This window comes from Azonexus hydrophilus DSM 23864 (assembly GCF_000429605.1).
Classification (GTDB): domain Bacteria; phylum Pseudomonadota; class Gammaproteobacteria; order Burkholderiales; family Rhodocyclaceae; genus Azonexus; species Azonexus hydrophilus.
In genome coordinates this window covers 137,847-155,545 of the sequence record NZ_AUCE01000016.1, presented here as the reverse complement: position 1 = coordinate 155,545, position 17,699 = coordinate 137,847, and the positions used below count along the sequence as shown (strand labels likewise).

The following is a 17,699-nucleotide window of genomic DNA, read 5'->3' as shown; positions in this document are numbered from 1 at the left end:
GTCAATCCCGCTGTACCTGCATTGCCTTGAACAACCATTCGGCACGTTCCCAGTCCTCCGCAGTATCGATGTCCTGGACGCGATGCCTGGGTAGTGGGACTGGGGTGGCGCAGTGCGAAAACAAAGGCTTGCCGGCCAACCAGGCAGCAGCAAGGCCCCAATAGAACTGGCCAGCATCGTGGAAGGCATCCTCCAGATCCTGCGACCGGATGTTGAAATGTTCGGGGCTGAACATTTCCACGCGCTCGTCAGAAGTAATACGGATGGCGCGCTGAATGGGGAAGGCGTAGCTGGTGACCGAGAAGGCGTATTCCGCCTTGCTTTTCTGCAGTAGATCGAACCCCCGCTTCAGGTCGCCAGGCTGGACAAAGGGAGCTGTTGCATAGATGCAGCAGGCAAGATCGACCGGCGCTACATTGCGGCTTATCCACTCAATAGCGTGGGCGATGACTGGAATGGTGCCGGTGTGATCGTCCGACAGCTCAGGCGGTCGCACAAAAGGTACTTCTGCACCGTATGCGCGTGCAACTTCTGCGATTTCATCATCGTCCGTCGAAACGATGATGCTGTCGAAACAGCCGGAAGAGCGTGCTGCCTCAATCGACCAAGCGATCATCGGTTTGCCGCAGAAATGCTTGATATTCTTGCGCGGGATACGCTTACTGCCACCGCGGGCGGGTATGATGGCCAATTTCATGACAGCAGCGACTTCTCAACCGCAGCAATCACTTGATCTTGCTGCGCTTCGCTCATGGTCTGGAACATCGGCAAGCTGATTGCCTCAGTGTAATAGCGCTTGGCCTCTGGAAAATCCTCGGCTTTAAAGCCCATTGCTTTGTAGTAAGGCTGCATGTGAACCGGGATGTAATGCAGATTTACGCCTATGCCTTGCTCGCGCAGCGACTCGAACACCTGACGATGCGTTTTGCCGATCTGGTCAAGCTGCAGGCGAATGACGTAAAGGTGCAAACCCGAGTAGCTGTCCGGATGTTGCCAGGGTCGTGTGACTGGCAGATTTGCCAGCAACTGGTCGTAACGTGTTGCCAATTCATGCCGCCTGGCTACGAACTGGTCCAGTCGTGCCATTTGACTCACGCCCAATGCTGCTTGTAGCTCGGTCATACGGTAGTTGAACCCGAGATCAATTTGCTGGTAATACCAAGGGCCATCACTCTCGTGCGTCATCTGCGCAGGGTCACGTGTAATGCCGTGACTACGCAACAAAGCCATCTTGTTGGCCAAATCGGCATCATTGGTCAGCGCCATACCACCTTCGGCAGTGGTGATGATCTTGACTGGATGGAAACTGAAAATCGTGATGTCGCTGTAGCGCCCATTACCAATAAATTCGCCACGATACTTGCCGCCTATGGCGTGCGAAGCATCTTCGATGATCTTGAAACCAAAACGATCACTGAGCGCCCTGATTGCTGCCATATCGCAAGGTTGACCGCAGAGATGTACAGGAATAACCACTTTAGGCAGGCGATTCGCACTTTCAGCCTCTATCAGTTTCTTTTCCAAGGCAATAGGGCAAAGGTTGTAGGTGCGCGGATCAATGTCGACGAAATCGACATTCGCGCCACAGTACAAACCACAATTGGCTGACGCAACAAAGGTGATCGGGCTCGTCCATAACCAATCACCTTTGCCTAAACCCAAGGCCAAACAAGCGATATGAAGTGCCGAAGTTGCACTATTGACCGCTAAGGCATACTTCGCACCGACATGCTGTGCAACCGTCTCTTCGAACTTCGGGACCATCGGCCCTTGCGTCAGATAATCCGACTGTAGCACTTGTACAACCGCATCGACATCTGCTTGTGTGATGTCCTGCCGCCCATACGGAATCATGACTCAGATACTCCCGATCTTCGCGCGGTTGGTTTCAATCCAAGCCTGCAACTCAGCGTCTGTCATCCACTCGGTGTTGTTATCACTCGTGTAGCTGAAGCCTTCCGGCACCTTCGCGCCGTCCTTGATTCGACCTGCGTCTTTATCCCAACTATGAATTGCCGGCAGAATTTTGTAATGCTCAGGATATTCATAGGTGTAGAAAGAGTCTTCTTCACCGATCATCTGCTCATGAAGCTTTTCACCTGGTCGAATACCGACAATCTCCTGCCGGGCTTCCGGCGCGACAACTCGGGCCAGATCGGTAACTTTCATCGACGGAATCTTCTTGACATAGATTTCGCCACCGACCATGTCTTCGAATGCGTGCCACACCAGTTCTACGCCCTGTTCCAGAGAAATCATGAAACGGGTCATACGATCATCGGTAATCGGCAAAACGCCTTTGTCCTTGATCGACATGAAGAAAGGAATCACTGAACCGCGCGACCCCATCACGTTGCCATAGCGGACGACAGAAAACCGTGTTTGATTACTCCCGGCGTAGGAATTTCCTGCAACAAAAAGCTTATCGGATGCCAGCTTGGTTGCACCATACAGATTTACCGGGCTACTTGCCTTATCCGTCGAGAGTGCAACCACTCGCTTGATGCCCTTGTCGATACAAGCATCGATCAAGTTCATTGCTCCATTAATATTTGTTTTGACGCATTCAAACGGGTTGTATTCAGCAGTGGGGACAATCTTTGTAGCGGCAGCATGTACCACATAATCCACACCATCCAACGCACGATAAAGACGTTCACGATCTCTGACGTCACCAATAAAGAAACGAACTCTTGGGTCGTCCTGGAATAGCTTGGCCATCTCCCATTGTTTCATTTCATCACGGGAAAAAATGATTATTTTCTTCGGGTTGTATTTTTCCAAAGTCATTGGAACAAAAGTATGACCAAAAGAACCTGTGCCACCCGTTACAAAGATTGTTTGATTACTCAGCATAAAACATTACTCCAAAAAAAATCTAATCGTTTCGAGCAGAAAGCCCGATAAAATAAGAAAGATTTAATAGAACACAACCAGCATCGAACAGGCGCTTTTCAGCGGACCAATAATCGATTAAAAATAAAGAACAGCAAAAAATTAGCCGTAGTGAAAGCTTGTCGGGGAATTCTTGGATGCCGATTTCGACAATTTGTTTGCCGTCGATGTCGTGCAGGATGATTTCCGGGATCAAGGCCGGGCTGGTGGCGGATTTGATCTGGCCCAGCCATTCGTTGAGTGTTTCCTTGCCAACAGTGGTGCCGATAACTTTTCCTGCATCTGAAACCCCGACCAGCACTTTCCCACCGCGCGCGTTGGCGAAGGCCACCAGCGATTCAATCGCGGCCTTGTCGAACGAGGCCTTAAATTCAAGGGACTGCGATTCGCCGGTTGAGAGGAGTGCTGACACAGCGGTACTCATGTTTATTCAACCGTCACCGACTTGGCCAGATTGCGCGGTTTGTCCACATCCGTACCCTTGACCAGCGCCGCGTGGTACGACAGCAGCTGCAGCGGGATGACGTGCAGGATGGGCGATAGCTGCCCGTAGTGCTCAGGAAGTTTGATGATATTTACCCCTTCGCTGCCTTCAATTTCCGAGTCGCCATCGGCAAACACATAGAGTTCACCACCGCGCGCCCTGACTTCCTGCAGGTTGGATTTGAGCTTTTCCAGCAGTTCGTCGTTCGGTGCCACGGTAATCACCGGCATGTTGGCATCCACCAAAGCCAGCGGGCCGTGCTTGAGTTCGCCGGCCGGGTAGGCTTCGGCGTGGATGTAGGAGATTTCCTTGAGCTTGAGCGCACCTTCCAGGGCAATCGGGTAGTGCCGGCCACGCCCCAGGAAGAGCGCGTCGCTCTTGTTGGCAAAGCGCTGTGCCCAGGCTTTGATTGCCGGCTCAAGCGCCAGCACCTTGTTGACTGCTACTGGCAGGTGGCGCAGTTGTTCCTGGTAGCTGGCTTCGTCGGCTTCGCTCAGCCGGCCTTTGACCTTGGCCACCACCAAGGTGAGCAGAAAGAGCGCGGCCAGTTGCGTGGTGAAAGCCTTGGTTGAGGCGACGCCAATTTCCGGCCCGGCACGGGTGATGAAGCGCAACGCGCTTTCGCGCACGATGGCGGATTCGGGCACGTTGCAGATAGCTAGCGTTTTGGCCTGACCTTTTGCCTTGGCGTGCTGCAATGCAGCCAGGGTGTCGGCCGTTTCTCCGGATTGCGAAATGACGACGATCAGCTGGCGCGGGTTGGGTACGGAAACGCGGTAGCGGTATTCGCTGGCGATTTCCACATTGCACGGCACGCCGGCAATGGCTTCGAGCCAGTAACGGGCAGTCAGCCCGGCGTGGCTGCTGGTGCCGCAGGCGAGGATCAGGATGGAATCGACATCGGCGAGGATGCTGGCGGCGTCGGCGCCAAAGATGCCGGGCTGGCTGCTCTTGCTGCCGCCGATCATTTCCAGCGTATTGCCCAGCGCTTGCGGTTGCTCGAAGATTTCCTTCTGCATGTAGTGCTGGTATTCGCCCAGTTCCACGGCGGCAGCGGAAAGTTCGGAAACATGCACCGGCCGCTCGACAGCCTGACCGGCGGCGTCGGCAATACGCAGGGTGTTGGCGCCGAGTTCGGCGATGTCACCGTTTTCCAGGTAGACCATGTTGCGCGTGACCTGGAGCAATGCCGAAGCATCGGAGGCCGCATAGTGGCCGGCTTCGCCCACGCCCAGTAGCAGCGGCGATCCTTCGCGGGCAACGATGACCTTGCCCGGGTGGCGCTGGTCGATCACCGCAATGGCGTAGGCACCGATCAGCCGGCGCGTGGCTTGCTGCACGGCCTTGAACAGATCCGGTTCGGTTTTCTGTACCGATTCGATCAGGTGGGCAATGCTTTCGGTATCGGTGTCCGAAGTAAAAATATAGCCCTGGGCACTCAGTTCGGTACGCAGGGCTTCGTGGTTTTCAATGATGCCGTTATGAACAACAGCAATATGACCGGAAACATGCGGGTGGGCATTGCGCTCACAGGGCGCACCGTGCGTCGCCCAACGGGTGTGGGCGATGCCGGTTGAGGATTGGGTGCCAGCGGCACCCTTTTCCAGTTCCGCGACCCGGCCCACCGAGCGTACCCGTTCAATTTGCTGGCTGCCGATAACGGCCAGGCCGGCCGAGTCATAACCTCGGTATTCGAGCTTCTTGAGCCCTTCGATCAGGACGCTGACGATATTGCTACTGGCAGCAGCGGCGACGATTCCGCACATTTCTCAGTCCCCACCGAACAGGACGAGGGAAATGATGACTTCGTTATGCTGCGCCAGGAGAATGGCGTTGGAGAGTCCGACGTAGCCGGTTCCGGCAATGGCGATTTTCATGTTCTTGGCAAAGCTGAAACATATATGCCAATACCTACAACACTCCCCCCTGGAATGACGGTTTTACAAGGCTGGCGGCCTGATTTTGCCAGCTTTGTCCTGGATGATGAAGAAATATTTTGCAGTGCAACACGAGCGCATATTGGGGTATGCAATTCGGCATAGAAACAGTGTTTCGGGAGCGGGTTGCGCTTATATCCGTTCGGCGCTCACGGCAATTTCGTAACCGTGCTTTTTTAGCAAGGCATGCCGCTTGGCCGATTCCAGATCATGCGCGACCATTTCCTCGCACATTTCCTGCACGGTGATTTCCGGTACCCAGCCGAGTTTCGCCTTGGCTTTGCTCGGGTCGCCAAGTAGCGTTTCCACTTCGGCCGGGCGGAAGTAGCGCGGGTCGATCTTGACGATGATGTCGCCGACCTTGAGCGCGGGGGCCAGAATTTCGCCATTTCGCGCTTCGATGGCGGCGACGATGCCGACTTCGTCCACGCCCTGCCCTTCAAAGCGCAGGGTCACGCCCAGGTGTTCGGCGCTCCAGCTGATGAACTGGCGCACGCTGTATTGCACGCCGGTGGCGATGACGAAGTCTTCCGGCTTGTCCTGTTGCAGCATCATCCATTGCATGCGCACGTAGTCCTTGGCGTGGCCCCAGTCGCGCAGCGAATCGATGTTGCCCATGTACAGGCAGCTTTCCAGCCCCTGGGCGATGTTGGCGAGGCCGCGGGTGATCTTGCGGGTGACGAAGGTTTCGCCACGGCGCGGGCTCTCATGGTTGAACAGGATGCCGTTGCAGGCGTAGAGGCCGTAGGCTTCGCGGTAGTTGACGGTGATCCAGTAGGCGTACATCTTGGCCACGGCATACGGGCTGCGTGGGTAGAAGGGCGTGGTTTCCTTTTGCGGGATTTCCTGGACCAGGCCGTAGAGTTCGGAGGTGGAGGCCTGGTAGAAGCGGGTTTTCTTTTCCAGGCCAAGGAAGCGGATGGCTTCGAGCAGGCGCAGGGTGCCAATGGCGTCGACATCGGCGGTGTATTCCGGGGCTTCGAAGCTGACGGCCACGTGCGATTGGGCGCCGAGGTTGTAGACCTCGTCCGGTTGGACTTCCTGCAGGATGCGGGTCAGGTTGGAGGTGTCGGAGAGGTCGCCGTAGTGGAGCTTGAAGCGGCTGTTCTCGATATGCGGGTCTTCGTAGATGTGATCGACGCGCTGGGTATTGAACAAGGAGGCGCGGCGCTTGATGCCGTGCACTTCGTAACCCTTTTCGAGCAGGAATTCGGCAAGGTAGGAGCCGTCCTGGCCGGTAACGCCGGTGATGAGGGCAACTTTTTTGGTTTGAGCGGTCATTGTTGTTTTTCCTTGAAGCTTATTTACTGAGGTAATCGTTGTAGGCCTGCTGCAGGCCCTGTTTGAGGTCTATGGTGGCTTTCCAGCCGAGTTTTTCCAGCCGGCTGCTGTCCATCAACTTGCGGAAGGTGCCGTCGGGCTTGCTGGTGTCGAATTCGATGTCGCCCGGGTAGCCGACCACTTCGGCCACGGTGAAGGCGGCTTCCTTGATCGTCAGGTCGCTGCCGTAGCCCACATTGATGTGGCTGAGCATGGGCTGGGTGTTGGCGTCGTAGGTGGGCTTGTCCAGGTTCATGACGAAGATGCTGGCGGCAGCCATGTCATCGACGTGCAGGAATTCGCGGTACGGGGTGCCGGTGCCCCACAGGGTGACTTTGCCGCTTTGCATCATGGCGCGGATGTCGGCGGGGATTTCGCCGTATTTGGCTTCGTCGGCGGCAATGCCGGCGCTGTCGCCGGCCTGGGCGAGTTTGCACAGGTGGAGCTTGCGAATCATCGCCGGCAGCACATGGCTGTTGGCGAGGTGGTAGTTGTCGCCGGGGCCGTAGAGGTTGGTCGGCATGACGCTGCGGTAGTCGCGGCCGTACTGGCGGTTGTAGCTTTCGCAGAGCTTGATGCCGGCGATCTTGGCGATGGCGTAGGGTTCGTTGGTGGCTTCGAGTACGCCGGTGAGCAAGGCGTCTTCGCGCATGGGCTGCGGTACGGCCTTGGGGTAGATGCAGCTGGAGCCGAGGAAAAGCAGTTGCTGAACGTCGTTGGCGTGCGCGGCCTGGATGATGTTGGCTTCGATCATCAGGTTTTCGTAGATGAACTGCGCCGGGTAGGTGTTGTTGGCGTAGATGCCGCCGACCTTGGCAGCGGCGAGGTAGACCTGTTCGGGCTTTTCGGCGGCGAAAAAGGCGTTGACGGCAGCCTGGTTGGTCAGGTCAAGCTCGGCGTGGGTGCGGGTAACGATGTTCTCGCACCCGGCGGCCTTGAGCTGGCGGACGATGGCAGAGCCGACCATGCCACGGTGGCCGGCGACGTAGATTTTTGCTTGTTTGTTCATGTTGTTTCAGTCTCCCCCGAACAGGTCGCGGGTGTAGATATATGACTGCTATACGAGGCTAGGAGCCTGATTTTGCCAGCTTTGCTCGCGATGACGCTACAAATCCGGCGCCTGTTATAAATTACCCAACGAATTTGTTTTTTATTGGGTAATGGGTATCTGTGCTGGCCGCAACGGCCATCCATCACCGTCTGTTAATATTCTGATTTTCAAGTTACCGAGTCCGCCATGCTGATCGCCAATCCCGCCGAAAGTCCCCTGGTCAATGAAGTGAAGCTGATGCTGGAGACCCTGCCCTTCGATGGTGCGCGCGTTCTGGAGCTGGGTTGCGGCCGGGCGGAAAAGACGCGCTTGCTGGCGGAAACGGGCCGGGTGCGCGAGATCGTGGCAACGGAAGTCGATGTGATCCAGCACACGAAGAATCTGCAGACGGCCGATCTGCCGATGGTGCGTTTCGCGCATGGCGGCGCGGAGGCGATTCCGGCGGCGGATGCGAGCGTGGATATCGTGCTGATGTTCAAGTCGCTGCACCACGTGCCGGTGCCGCTGATGGATCAGGCGCTGACGGAAATCGCCCGCGTGCTGCGCCCCGGCGGCATGGCGTGGATTTCGGAGCCGGTGTACGCGGGCGACCTGAACGAGGTGTTCCGCCTCTTCCACGACGAGAAGACGGTGCGCGAGGAAGCTTTCGCGGCCGTCTGCCGCGCCGTGGAACGCGGCCCGCTGCGCCTGCAGCAGCAGTTGTTCTTCAACACGCGCAGTGTCTTCACGGACTTTGCCGAGTTCGATACCCGGATGATCCGCGTCACCCACAACGACCACAAACTCCCGCCGGCGCTTTACGCAGCGGTGCGCGAACGCTTCGATTCGTTCATGACGCCGACCGGGGCAACTTTCATCAATCCGCAGCGGGTGGACTTGCTGATCAAGGGCTGATTTGACGAAGAAGCGGATTAACCGAACTTGGTCGCCTTTGGTGAACCGTAGCTTTTAAGCTACAATTTTTCTCCATGATCGAACTTCTCCGCTATCAACGCGACGACGGCCGTGAGCCGTTCTCGGAATGGCTGACCGGGTTACGTGACAAGATCGCACAGGCCCGCATTCGTGTTCGCCTGCGCCAAGTAGAGGCGGGAAACTTTGGCGACTGCGAACCAGTCGGAGAAGGTGTGATTGAGTTGCGCATTCACCTTGGTGCCGGGTATCGGGTGTATTGCGGGCGACATGGAAAAAACCGTCGTATTGCTACTTTGTGGCGGCGACAAAGGTAGCCAGGTGGCAGATATAAAACGCGCAAAGGAAATGTGGTCCGAATGGAAACGGAGGCAGGTATGAGCAAACTCAATGGTGCTGTATCTCATCACGAGGCGGAAGTTGCTGAATTGCAAGCTGACCGCGAGTTGGCCATTGCATACCTGAAAGTAGCAATGGAATCGCTGGACAATCCTGATGATAGAGCTGCCGGCCTGCTTGCGCTGCGTACCGTAGCAGAAGCATACGGCGGTCTAGGTGCTGTAGCTGCTGAAGCTGGGATCAGTCGCGAATCCCTTTATCGTGCCCTGTCGCCCAAAGGCAATCCCACGCTGAAAACATTGCTCGCAGTTTTAAAGACGGTAGGACTTCGTCTTTCAGTCGAGTCTGAAGATCACGTGCATGCTTAATCTCTATGCGCTGACCAGGCAAGCTGGATTTCACAGCTGATGGAAAAAAGCAAAAAAAGGCTGTAGACAGGCTTCCCAGAACGACATACAATGCGCGCCTTCTTGCAGCGGCGGCTGTAGCTCAGTTGGTAGAGTCCCGGATTGTGATTCCGGTTGTCGTGGGTTCGAGCCCCATCAGTCGCCCCAGAACATAGCTTCACCAAGCACCATGAAGCACCAAAACCCCGACAGCTAAAGGCTTTCGGGGTTTTTTCTTTGCATCATCCAGCACCATCTAAAACCATCCCAATACCGTTTTTATGTCGGTAGACTTGACGGTATTCCCCAAAAGGGTGACGGTACACGCTGGGATGACGGTATTTCTGGTGGAGGGTCCATGGCTACCAACAAGCTGACAGCGGTCAAAATCAACCAGGCCAAGCCAGGCGAGAAGTCTCAAAAGCTCACCGACGGCGGCGGCATGTACCTGCTGCTTGACACCAAAGGCGGCAAGTATTGGCGCTTGGATTACCGGTTTGCCAAAAAGCGCAAGACCCTTGCACTAGGCACTTTTCCTGATGTCTCACTCGAAGAGGCGCGGCAGGCCCGTGATGCGGCGAGGAAGCAGATAACAAGCGGTATCGATCCCAGCGCCGTCCGCAAGGTAGAAAAACTGACGGCATCGCACCGCGCAAACAACACATTTGAAGCCGTCGCCCGTGAGTGGCACCAGGAGTTTTCACCGACGTGGACCAAACACACCCAAGAAAAGAACCTTCGTATCTTCGTCGTCTACGCCTTTCCCTGGATCGGAAATAGGCCAATTGCTGAGGTCACAGCCCCCGAACTGCTGGCCATCATCCGGCGCGTCAAGGATATGGGATACCTTGATACCGCCCACCGCCTTCGCATGACCGCCGGCCAGGTGTTCCGCTACGGCATCAGCACCGGCCGCTGCGAGCGCGACATATCGGCCGACCTGCGCGGCGCGATCCCGCCGCAGCGTAAGAGGCACTATGCCGCAATCACCGATCCGACGGAGTTTGGCAAGCTGCTGCGCGACATCTGGGCCTATCAAGGCAGCCTGATTACCCGCTCGGCGTTCCGGCTGTCAGCACTGTTCGGCCTGCGTCCTGGCGAGGTCCGCAACTTGGAGTGGTCCGAAGTCGATTTCGATAGCCGGCTGATCCGCATCCCCTTGGGCAAGATGAAGGCACGCCGCCTGCACGTCGTACCCCTGGCCGACCAAGCGGCGGCGATCCTTGAGGACTTAAAACCCCTAACCGGCGCAGGCCGCTTCTGCTTTCCCGGCCTGCAGAGCCGTGATCGGCCAATGAGCGAGAACACCATCAACTCGGCACTACGCCGCCTGGGCTACGACACGCAAAGCGAGCAATCGGCGCATGGCTTCAGGAGTTCATTCTCAACCATGGCCCATGGCTCTGGCCTCTTCCGACCTGAGGTGGTCGAGGTGCAGCTCGCCCACAAGCATGGCGATGCAGTGCGTCTTGCCTATGACCGGGGTGACTTCCTAGAGGAGCGGCGAAATCTGATGACTTGGTGGGCAGGGCAGTGTGACCAGATGCGGGAAGGTGCCGCGGTTATCCAAATTTCAATCGCTGCATGAGGATGGAACATGGCTAAAGCCCATTCTGATGAAGACATACAAGAGCTTTTTCAAGCTCAATTGCGGTGGGTCAAAGATGGCGGGCACCCAGCGGAAGGCCCGCTTGTGCAATTTATAGCCATGAGAGATAACGAAAGGCGAGAAGAGCGCTACAACAATGGCGACGACTTTGCATTGATGGAAGCCTTATATAGTTGCAGTTGCCATGGCCTCAAGATGCCTGATTGGGTTGCAGCCGGATTTAGGCACGGCTACCGGCAAATATTGGCCTGTAATGCCAAATCGCTGGACGAGGTTTTTGGCCGCCCATTTCCTAAGGGAAAGCACCTTAACGCTCTGCGTAAGAGGCGGAATATTCGATTCGCAATCTGGAATAAAGTGGGAGATATCCTTCGGGCTGAACCAGGGACTCCGATCAACCGCGAGCTTTTTAAACGGGTTGGACGAGAGGTGTCTCCCCCTGTCGGCGGTTCTGAGGCCGAAGAAATCTACTATGAGGCAAAGAAATTAACGATTTTTTCGCATAGCGAAGTCGTTGACTAGCTCTAGGGTTCGGGCGAATTTTCAAAATTTTGCAGGATTCGCAACTGGGTTGAATGGCCAAAATATGCTGTAAATAGTCACGCCATGCACCCAGCGGCACCATCCCGGCGCCGTGGGTTCCTTCAAAGGAAATGCCATGGCACAGAAGACCGTCCCGCCTACTCTGGCGGCATTTGATTCCCTCCCCGATTCAGCCCTCATCGATGTAAAGGTTGTTTCCGGCGTCTTTGGATGTTCGGAAAACACCGCCTGGCGCCGCTATGGCAGCCTGGCCATCAAGGTTTCCCCTCAACAAACCCGCTGGCGCGTCGCCGATGTACGTAAAGCACTGGCCGCCCTTGGTAACTCAGGGCGAGCAGCGGCATGAAAAATCATCTTGACCAGCAAGGTAGACCGTGGCAATCTCGACCCCCGGTGCTCAACACACCTCATGTAGCGGTATCCGCTCCCGTCAGTCTTAGCGGATTTTTTACGTCCATCGGTTTCGTCCATGTCAGCCTCGAGCTGGCATGGCTTGGTCAATGGTCGGGTAGTGCGCAGTTATGCAACAGCCTTCGGGTAAAAGCTGCGAGCGGTCTACATGCCGTGTTGAAGTACCTGACCACCCCTCAACAGGGTGGCTTTTCAACAAATCATGTAGGAGGCCATCATGGCTGATACCAAAACCCTGGGCGCGGGCGAGCGCCAATCCCATACTGGTTTCATCGGATCATCCGGCGAGGCTGCCTTGATTCTTCAGGCTATAGCCTATGCGGCTGATGTCGCGGATGAAGATTGTGGTGACGTGCAGAAAAGCAGCAACTGGCTGCTACTGATCGGAGCCGCTGCGAACCATGCTCACTATTTGCTAACGGGCATGAGCGTTGCGGAGGTGCGTACATGACCACCAAACGCGAAAAAACGCCGCGCACCCTACACCAGTTGGAAATGAGCTTGCATCGGGCAAGCCTCGCCCTGGGCAGAGCCCAGTTCAGCACTAGGCAGGCCAAAAAGGCTGAAGAGAAGGCGAAAGCTGCTTACCGTAAGGCCAAGGGTGAACTGTGGGCCCGGATGGCGGCAATGCAGGCCGGGAAAGCAGGTGAATAATGAGCGCCGCGCACCATGACGCCTTCCTCGATGCCCTGGCCGATGCTGGCCTGGCGATGCACAAGCCGGCCTTGGAAATTGACGGCACCCTGCACCGCTACCGGGTTGCCGGCGACAAGTCCGGCAGCCTCAACGGCTGGTATGTCTTCCACGATGAAGCCAAGCCCTTCGGGGCGTTTGGCAGTTGGAAGACGGGCCAGAGCTGTACCTGGTCGGCAGAAAAGCCGGAACGGATGACGCCGGCTGAACGGCAGGCCATGGCGGCGCGGCAGCAAGCTGCCCGTGCTGCCCTGGCAGCGGAAACAGAGCGAGTGCAAGCCGCTGCCGCCATCCGTGCCCTGCGCCTCTGGGACCGCGCCTACGTTGCCAGCGGGGCGCACCCCTACCTGGCACGAAAACAGGTGCAGTCCTACGGCTTGAAGGATTTACGTGGGCAGCTTGTCGTTCCTGTGAGAGATGTAGACGGCAAGCTGTGGAGCCTGCAGTTCATTGGCGCTGACGGGAAAAAGACCTTCCTCACCGGTGGCCGGAAACGCGGCTGCTATCACGCTATTGGACGACCCAGCAGCCTGCTCTGTGTCTGTGAGGGGTACGCCACAGGCGCGACGATTTACGAGGCCACAGGCCACGCCACGGCGGTGGCCTTTGATGCCGGCAACCTCAAACCGGTGGCCGTGGCGCTACGGGCGAAATTCCCGGCGCTGCCGATGGTGATTTGTGCAGATAACGACGACAGCGACGGTCAGAAAGGCATCAATCCTGGCGTAACTGCTGCGAAGGATGCCGCCAGGGCTGCGCGGGCGGCGGTGGCAATTCCTCGTTTCGTGGAGTTGTCCAATGTCTGATCACTCTGACTTTAACGACCTCTGCAGGGTTGCAGGAAAAGCCGCTGTGGCTGCTGCGGTATCGGCGGCGGTGATAGATGCCAAGCCAGACAGCCATGCCAGCACCGACCGGGAAAACGTCATCAGTATCGGCGACAACTGGCCCGATCCGATCATCCCCGGCCAGATGCCAGTGCCCGACCTGCCGGCCAGTATCCTGCCCACCTGGGTGGGGCGAATGGCTGAGGCTGTCGCCGAATCGACACAGACACCGCCGGCCATGGCGGTAATGTGCGCTCTGTCCGTGCTGGCTACTGCCCTGCACCGCCGGTTTGAGGTGGCGCCGTTCGGTGAGGAAGACGAATACACAGAGCCGCTGAGCCTTTGGACCCTGACCGCATTGCCCAGCGGCAGCCGAAAGACGGCGGTGATCAATGCCCTGGCGGCGCCCCTGGTTCATTGGGAAAAGCTTGAGCGTGACCGGCTTCGCTCAGAGATTGCCAGGACAACCACCGCCCGCCTGGTCGGCAAGAAGCGTATCGAGAAACTGGCAAAGGATGCCGTCAACGCTGAGAGCGACGAAGACCGGGAGCGTATCCGCAAGCTGATCCAAGAAGAAGAGGAAGCAATGCCGGCCGAAATGCGGGCGCCGCGTCTCTTCACCGGGGATGTCACCGCCGAGCGTCTGCAGGCCCTGCTGGTCGAGCATGGCGAACGGATGGCCGTGCTGAGCGACGAAGCCGGGATATTCCTGATTATGGCGGGGATGTATTCGGGCGGCATGGCGAGCCTTGACGTGTTCCTGCAGGGGCACGCCGGGACGCCGATGCGCGTGGATCGGGCTGACCGCTGCGCCCACATCGATAAGCCCGCCTTGACCTTTGGCCTGGCTCTGCAGCCGGGTGTGCTGGCGGATGTGGCGAGTAGCCGGCGCTTCCGCGACAGCGGCCTGCTCGCCCGCTTCCTGTTCGCCATGCCCGAAAGCAACGTGGGCAAACGAGACGTGCGGCGGCGCTTGACGATCCCCAGCTATGTGAAGAACGACTACGAAAGCCGTCTGCGCGCGCTGCTGGATGGTCGGCAGCAGATTGCCAGCAGGCCGCGTGTGATCGGCATGAGCGACCCGGCCCGCGAGCTGTGGCTAGACTTTGCCGACGAGATCGAAAAGCAACAGGGCGAGCACGGCGGGCTGGAGTCGATTGCCGACTGGTCAAGCAAGCTGCCCGGCGCGGCGGCGCGGATTGCTGCGCTGCTGGAACTGGCCGAGGTTGGCCCCAGCACTGAGGCTGTCAGCCTCGATGCCACGGCCAAAGCGGTTGAGCTTTGCCGGCTGCTGATACCGCATGCACAGGCAGCATTCGGGCTGCTGGGCGGTGATGCGACAGACACCGACGCGGCGGCAATCATCAAGTGGGCGCGTGATGGGCGGCGGCTGTCATTCAGCCGGCGCGATTGCCAGAAAGCCATGGAGGGCCGGTTCCGTTCGGTTGCTCGCCTTGAGAAAGCCCTGGAGCGTTTGAGCCAGAGCGATTCAGCCAGGGTCAACAAGGTGCCAAACAAAGGCGCCCCACCCACCACCATGGTCCGCATGAATCCAAAGCTGTTTGTAGACTGAAACGAGATTGTCGCCATGAAGCCTATTTTGAATATCTTTATCTTTATATTCAGCGACTTGACACTTTCAAGCCATGGACAAACGACGAAGTCTACAATCTCGACTCACCGCCTATTTTTTAAGCATCCGTCGACATTGTCGGGATTGTCGATTGTCGATACCGACCGGGAGGAATGGTATGCCGATGGCAGCACCCAAAGCCTGTAAACATCCAGGATGCAAACGACTTGCGAGGCATGGTGCTTGGTGTATCGAGCATAAGCCAATACGTGGGTACGGCAAGCATGGATCAGAAGGCAAGCGTAAAACCGGCCGCAATGGGGTTGCCGATCGGGCCCGAATCCATCGACGGGATAACGGGCTATGCCAGCACTGCCTATGCCGCGGAATTGTCATGCCCGGGACAGAGGTCGACCACATCACCCCGCTGTCAGATGGAGGTGCCGACGACGATAGCAACAAACAGTTGCTGTGCTCCGCATGCCATAAGGCAAAGACCGCTGTCGAGCGCAGACACAGGAGGGGGGTATGAAAGTTAAACACCAAAAGTTGGACACCGCCATTCCCAAAGTCGAATTTATGGGGTGGATTCAGGAAGGGGGGAGGGGTGAAATCACAGGGGCTCTGTTCAACGATCTTCATCGATCTGGAGAATTTTTCAGGCCGTTGAAGCAAATGAGCCGCTATGGACGACGGCAACCCGAATCTGCCGAGAGTTAGAACTTAGCGTGATCCAGGTGAGTGTGACCCGGTTGCCTGTTTTGCATCAATAGACCGTCAATCACAAACCCCCTTATATACCGTACAGGAATAAACATCTTGAAAAAACAAGTTTTATGGAATAAAGTTTTCAACGTTCGCAGCGCTGAGCGATTCAGTATGGCGTTCGGTCACTTCGGTAGGTCATTTCTCGGTGTCTTAGGGATTAAGACATCTATTTTGACCAAGGCCGATTTGGCAAACCGTAAGCGGCAGTTAGAGCGAGACCTGCGGGAAGCTGGTCTTAGCCGATCTGAAGCGAAGCGGATAGCCGGCGCAAACATGCGCCAAAAAAAACCGAACTCATAAAGGAATTTCCAAATGGAAAATAAAAGCGAGCTGGTCGTTCTCATGGAAGACATGGGCGACGCTTTCAAAAAATTTCGAGAAAAGCATGACAGCAAAGTCGCCGACCTCGAAAATGCAATAACCTCAATCGAAAAGAAGATGGGCCGCCCTGGCGCTACCGGCGATTTCGGGCTGGACGGCGCCGGCAGCACTTTGCAGATTGGCAAAACCACCAAGGGCGCTGAATGCTATCTGCTGCAGAAATCGCAGCGTATCAGCATGCGCAATGCCGAGCGTGAAGGCTTCGACCTGGGCGAGTTCGTCAAGGATTCGATTGTCGGCAGCCGCAAGGCTATGGGTAGCGGCCCGGCCCTGGTTCCTATTGGTATTGCTGACCAGGTGATTGATACTGTCCGCGAGCAATCGGCGATCACTCAGGCCGGCGCTCAAACGCTGGTTATCGACAACCCTACCAATCTGGCCCGAATTTTAGGCAACGACCCGGATGTGATTCAGCATACGGAAAATGTCGACGATATCACCGAAAGCGATATTGACTTGGGCTACGTTACCGCCAATCCAAAGCTGCTGGCGGCGGTGATCCCAATCAGTGAGGAACTGGTGCAAGATTCGCCGAATCTTAACCAAGTGATACAGCTTGCCGTCGCTGGCTCATTTGCCGAAAAACTCGATGCGCTGATTTTTGAAAAGCTCATGGCAGACGCTGGTATCACGTCTTCTGCCACGGCTTATGCTGCTGCTGTTGCGCAAGATCCCGCGCTTTGGGAAGACGTGCTCGCTGCTGTTGGTGGTGCCATGGCTTATAAGCAAGGTGTTCCGAGCGCAATCATCAGCGCGCCGGCTGATTTCATTGGCCGCGCCTCGCAGAAATCTTCCAGCGGTGGCTGGCTTGGCAAGCCGCCCGCCTTGGCCCAAATGGCCGAGTACACAGCAACGGCCCTGCCGGCAGGCACCGCCTTCCTGGGTGACTTCGCCAAAGCGATCATTGTTGCCGTGCGCAGCGACCTTCGTCTTGAAGTTGTACGCTGGAAGAATGCGGGCAAAGGCCAGCATGCACTTATCGCCCATGCACGCATGGATGGTTACATCGTCCAGCCTGACGCACTCTTCAAGCAGCTCAAGACCGTCTAAGCGGTTTGTGGTGCCCAGCCAGCGGGGGCCTTGTGCATAGCTGGCGGCGGATTAGTCGGTGAGTGCCGCTTCATCCCAAAACCCCGAAAGCTGGTGGCGCTACGAGAGAAAAATTTAGCGCGTGACCAGCAACTACCCCGGCCGAGTGCCGGGGTTTTCATTTATAGGAGCTAATATGACTGAAAACGAACGTGAGCATTACCGGGAAAGAACACGGGCACTATGCACGGCCCGAGGATTGACGATCGCACCCTATGGGCTTGGCTGGTGGATATCCGGGCCAGGTGTAAATCTGGTGATTGCTGACCTGGCATTCATTCGTGAGCAAGACCTAGAGCCGCTACCGTTCTTCGAGCGCTGATAATTTTGACGGTACACTTGACGGTATAAACAACAAGAATCTTCTGCACTTATAGTCTCTGTGGTGCTTTCATTGATTAATTCGAGCCCCATCAGTCCCCAGAATTCAAAGCCCCGTACAACTCGCGTTGTGCGGGGTTTTTCATTTCCGGCGTACTGC

At 56.7% G+C, this 17,699-nt stretch carries 21 protein-coding genes and 1 tRNA gene; 15 read left to right on the top strand and 7 right to left on the bottom strand.

The genetic code is table 11. The annotated features are described in order from the left end of the window. Position 1 precedes the first annotated feature (1 nt). The 7 genes from pseF to G471_RS0109025 all read right to left on the bottom strand — a co-directional run bounded on the left by pseF (position 2) and on the right by G471_RS0109025 (position 7,645). On the bottom strand, positions 2–697 hold the full coding sequence (gene pseF, locus G471_RS0109060; RefSeq protein WP_028995073.1) for a pseudaminic acid cytidylyltransferase: 696 nt from the start codon (positions 695–697) through the stop codon (positions 2–4). Beyond that, positions 694–1,854: a UDP-4-amino-4,6-dideoxy-N-acetyl-beta-L-altrosamine transaminase gene (pseC, locus tag G471_RS0109055; RefSeq protein ID WP_028995072.1), complete on the bottom strand. Its 1,161-nt coding sequence runs from the start codon at positions 1,852–1,854 to the stop codon at positions 694–696. The genes pseF and pseC overlap by 4 nt, the downstream gene beginning before the upstream one ends. A gap of 3 nt (positions 1,855–1,857) precedes the next feature. Then, positions 1,858–2,856: a UDP-N-acetylglucosamine 4,6-dehydratase (inverting) gene (gene pseB / locus G471_RS0109050; RefSeq protein ID WP_028995071.1), complete on the bottom strand. Its 999-nt coding sequence runs from the start codon at positions 2,854–2,856 to the stop codon at positions 1,858–1,860. Between the two features lie 22 nt (positions 2,857–2,878). Beyond that, positions 2,879–3,319 carry an AlbA family DNA-binding domain-containing protein gene (locus G471_RS0109045; protein ID WP_028995070.1) on the bottom strand — a complete coding sequence of 147 codons (441 nt, stop codon included), beginning with the start codon at positions 3,317–3,319 and terminating at the stop codon, positions 2,879–2,881. Between the two features lie 2 nt (positions 3,320–3,321). Then, on the bottom strand, positions 3,322–5,145 hold the full coding sequence (glmS, locus tag G471_RS0109040; protein ID WP_028995069.1) for a glutamine--fructose-6-phosphate transaminase (isomerizing): 1,824 nt from the start codon (positions 5,143–5,145) through the stop codon (positions 3,322–3,324). A 303-nt stretch (positions 5,146–5,448) separates the two neighbouring features. Beyond that, positions 5,449–6,597 (bottom strand): GDP-mannose 4,6-dehydratase, encoded by a 1,149-nt coding sequence (gene gmd / locus G471_RS0109030; protein ID WP_028995068.1) that lies wholly within the window; start codon positions 6,595–6,597, stop codon positions 5,449–5,451. Between the two features lie 19 nt (positions 6,598–6,616). Further along, positions 6,617–7,645, bottom strand: a complete 1,029-nt coding sequence (locus G471_RS0109025; protein WP_028995067.1) for a GDP-L-fucose synthase family protein — start codon at positions 7,643–7,645, stop codon at positions 6,617–6,619. Positions 7,646–7,873: 228 nt separating this feature from the next. Between G471_RS0109025 and G471_RS0109020 the strand changes: the two genes are divergently transcribed. From G471_RS0109020 to G471_RS19050, 15 genes are all read left to right on the top strand, one after another. Continuing rightward, positions 7,874–8,581 (top strand): class I SAM-dependent methyltransferase, encoded by a 708-nt coding sequence (locus G471_RS0109020; protein ID WP_028995066.1) that lies wholly within the window; start codon positions 7,874–7,876, stop codon positions 8,579–8,581. Between the two features lie 74 nt (positions 8,582–8,655). Next, positions 8,656–8,916, top strand: a complete 261-nt coding sequence (locus tag G471_RS18710; protein WP_341743236.1) for a type II toxin-antitoxin system RelE/ParE family toxin — start codon at positions 8,656–8,658, stop codon at positions 8,914–8,916. Between the two features lie 60 nt (positions 8,917–8,976). Beyond that, positions 8,977–9,306, top strand: a complete 330-nt coding sequence (locus G471_RS18705) for an addiction module antidote protein (RefSeq protein WP_081700181.1) — start codon at positions 8,977–8,979, stop codon at positions 9,304–9,306. 110 nt (positions 9,307–9,416) lie between these two features. Further along, positions 9,417–9,492, top strand: a tRNA-His gene (locus G471_RS0109010). 190 nt (positions 9,493–9,682) lie between these two features. After that, positions 9,683–10,912 (top strand): tyrosine-type recombinase/integrase, encoded by a 1,230-nt coding sequence (locus G471_RS0109005; protein ID WP_028995065.1) that lies wholly within the window; start codon positions 9,683–9,685, stop codon positions 10,910–10,912. Between the two features lie 9 nt (positions 10,913–10,921). Further along, the gene (locus G471_RS0109000; protein WP_028995064.1) at positions 10,922–11,455 is read left to right on the top strand and encodes a hypothetical protein; all 534 of its coding nucleotides are present in this window, start codon (positions 10,922–10,924) and stop codon (positions 11,453–11,455) included. A gap of 136 nt (positions 11,456–11,591) precedes the next feature. After that, positions 11,592–11,822, top strand: a complete 231-nt coding sequence (locus tag G471_RS18700; protein ID WP_081700180.1) for a helix-turn-helix transcriptional regulator — start codon at positions 11,592–11,594, stop codon at positions 11,820–11,822. A gap of 282 nt (positions 11,823–12,104) precedes the next feature. Next, entirely contained in the window at positions 12,105–12,338 is a 234-nt protein-coding gene (locus G471_RS0108995) for a hypothetical protein (RefSeq protein ID WP_028995063.1), read from the top strand. Beyond that, positions 12,335–12,541 carry a hypothetical protein gene (locus tag G471_RS0108990; RefSeq protein WP_028995062.1) on the top strand — a complete coding sequence of 69 codons (207 nt, stop codon included), beginning with the start codon at positions 12,335–12,337 and terminating at the stop codon, positions 12,539–12,541. Before G471_RS0108995 ends, G471_RS0108990 begins: the two co-directional genes overlap by 4 nt. After that, positions 12,541–13,386, top strand: coding sequence for a toprim domain-containing protein (locus G471_RS0108985; RefSeq protein ID WP_028995061.1), 846 nt, complete (start codon positions 12,541–12,543; stop codon positions 13,384–13,386). Before G471_RS0108990 ends, G471_RS0108985 begins: the two co-directional genes overlap by 1 nt. Continuing rightward, entirely contained in the window at positions 13,379–14,980 is a 1,602-nt protein-coding gene (locus tag G471_RS0108980; protein ID WP_028995060.1) for a YfjI family protein, read from the top strand. The genes G471_RS0108985 and G471_RS0108980 overlap by 8 nt, the downstream gene beginning before the upstream one ends. Positions 14,981–15,053: 73 nt before the next feature. Continuing rightward, positions 15,054–15,512 (top strand): HNH endonuclease, encoded by a 459-nt coding sequence (locus G471_RS19620; protein ID WP_081700179.1) that lies wholly within the window; start codon positions 15,054–15,056, stop codon positions 15,510–15,512. Positions 15,513–15,799: 287 nt separating this feature from the next. Beyond that, on the top strand, positions 15,800–16,048 hold the full coding sequence (locus G471_RS19055; protein WP_157272475.1) for a hypothetical protein: 249 nt from the start codon (positions 15,800–15,802) through the stop codon (positions 16,046–16,048). 12 nt (positions 16,049–16,060) lie between these two features. Continuing rightward, the gene (locus G471_RS0108970) at positions 16,061–17,179 is read left to right on the top strand and encodes a phage major capsid protein (RefSeq protein WP_028995058.1); all 1,119 of its coding nucleotides are present in this window, start codon (positions 16,061–16,063) and stop codon (positions 17,177–17,179) included. A gap of 175 nt (positions 17,180–17,354) precedes the next feature. Then, a complete protein-coding gene (locus G471_RS19050) occupies positions 17,355–17,540 on the top strand; it encodes a hypothetical protein (protein WP_157272474.1) in 186 nt (61 codons plus the stop codon). The last annotated feature ends 159 nt before the right edge of the window (positions 17,541–17,699 follow it).

Bases quoted from the DNA above. Each gene is read 5' to 3' on its own strand.
- G471_RS0109005 (WP_028995065.1), top strand. From the start codon at position 9,683: ATGGCTACCAACAAGCTGACAGCGGTCAAAATCAACCAGGCCAAGCCA.
- pseB (WP_028995071.1), bottom strand. From the start codon at position 2,856: ATGCTGAGTAATCAAACAATCTTTGTAACGGGTGGCACAGGTTCTTTT.
- pseC (WP_028995072.1), bottom strand. From the start codon at position 1,854: ATGATTCCGTATGGGCGGCAGGACATCACACAAGCAGATGTCGATGCG.
- G471_RS0108985 (WP_028995061.1), top strand. From the start codon at position 12,541: ATGAGCGCCGCGCACCATGACGCCTTCCTCGATGCCCTGGCCGATGCT.
- G471_RS0109045 (WP_028995070.1), bottom strand. From the start codon at position 3,319: ATGAGTACCGCTGTGTCAGCACTCCTCTCAACCGGCGAATCGCAGTCC.
- pseF (WP_028995073.1), bottom strand. From the start codon at position 697: ATGAAATTGGCCATCATACCCGCCCGCGGTGGCAGTAAGCGTATCCCG.
- gmd (WP_028995068.1), bottom strand. From the start codon at position 6,597: ATGACCGCTCAAACCAAAAAAGTTGCCCTCATCACCGGCGTTACCGGC.
- G471_RS18700 (WP_081700180.1), top strand. From the start codon at position 11,592: ATGGCACAGAAGACCGTCCCGCCTACTCTGGCGGCATTTGATTCCCTC.
- G471_RS0108990 (WP_028995062.1), top strand. From the start codon at position 12,335: ATGACCACCAAACGCGAAAAAACGCCGCGCACCCTACACCAGTTGGAA.
- G471_RS19050 (WP_157272474.1), top strand. From the start codon at position 17,355: ATGACTGAAAACGAACGTGAGCATTACCGGGAAAGAACACGGGCACTA.
- G471_RS18705 (WP_081700181.1), top strand. From the start codon at position 8,977: ATGAGCAAACTCAATGGTGCTGTATCTCATCACGAGGCGGAAGTTGCT.
- G471_RS0108980 (WP_028995060.1), top strand. From the start codon at position 13,379: ATGTCTGATCACTCTGACTTTAACGACCTCTGCAGGGTTGCAGGAAAA.
- G471_RS19620 (WP_081700179.1), top strand. From the start codon at position 15,054: ATGGACAAACGACGAAGTCTACAATCTCGACTCACCGCCTATTTTTTA.
- G471_RS0108970 (WP_028995058.1), top strand. From the start codon at position 16,061: ATGGAAAATAAAAGCGAGCTGGTCGTTCTCATGGAAGACATGGGCGAC.
- G471_RS0108995 (WP_028995063.1), top strand. From the start codon at position 12,105: ATGGCTGATACCAAAACCCTGGGCGCGGGCGAGCGCCAATCCCATACT.
- G471_RS0109000 (WP_028995064.1), top strand. From the start codon at position 10,922: ATGGCTAAAGCCCATTCTGATGAAGACATACAAGAGCTTTTTCAAGCT.
- glmS (WP_028995069.1), bottom strand. From the start codon at position 5,145: ATGTGCGGAATCGTCGCCGCTGCTGCCAGTAGCAATATCGTCAGCGTC.
- G471_RS0109025 (WP_028995067.1), bottom strand. From the start codon at position 7,645: ATGAACAAACAAGCAAAAATCTACGTCGCCGGCCACCGTGGCATGGTC.
- G471_RS0109020 (WP_028995066.1), top strand. From the start codon at position 7,874: ATGCTGATCGCCAATCCCGCCGAAAGTCCCCTGGTCAATGAAGTGAAG.
- G471_RS18710 (WP_341743236.1), top strand. From the start codon at position 8,656: ATGATCGAACTTCTCCGCTATCAACGCGACGACGGCCGTGAGCCGTTC.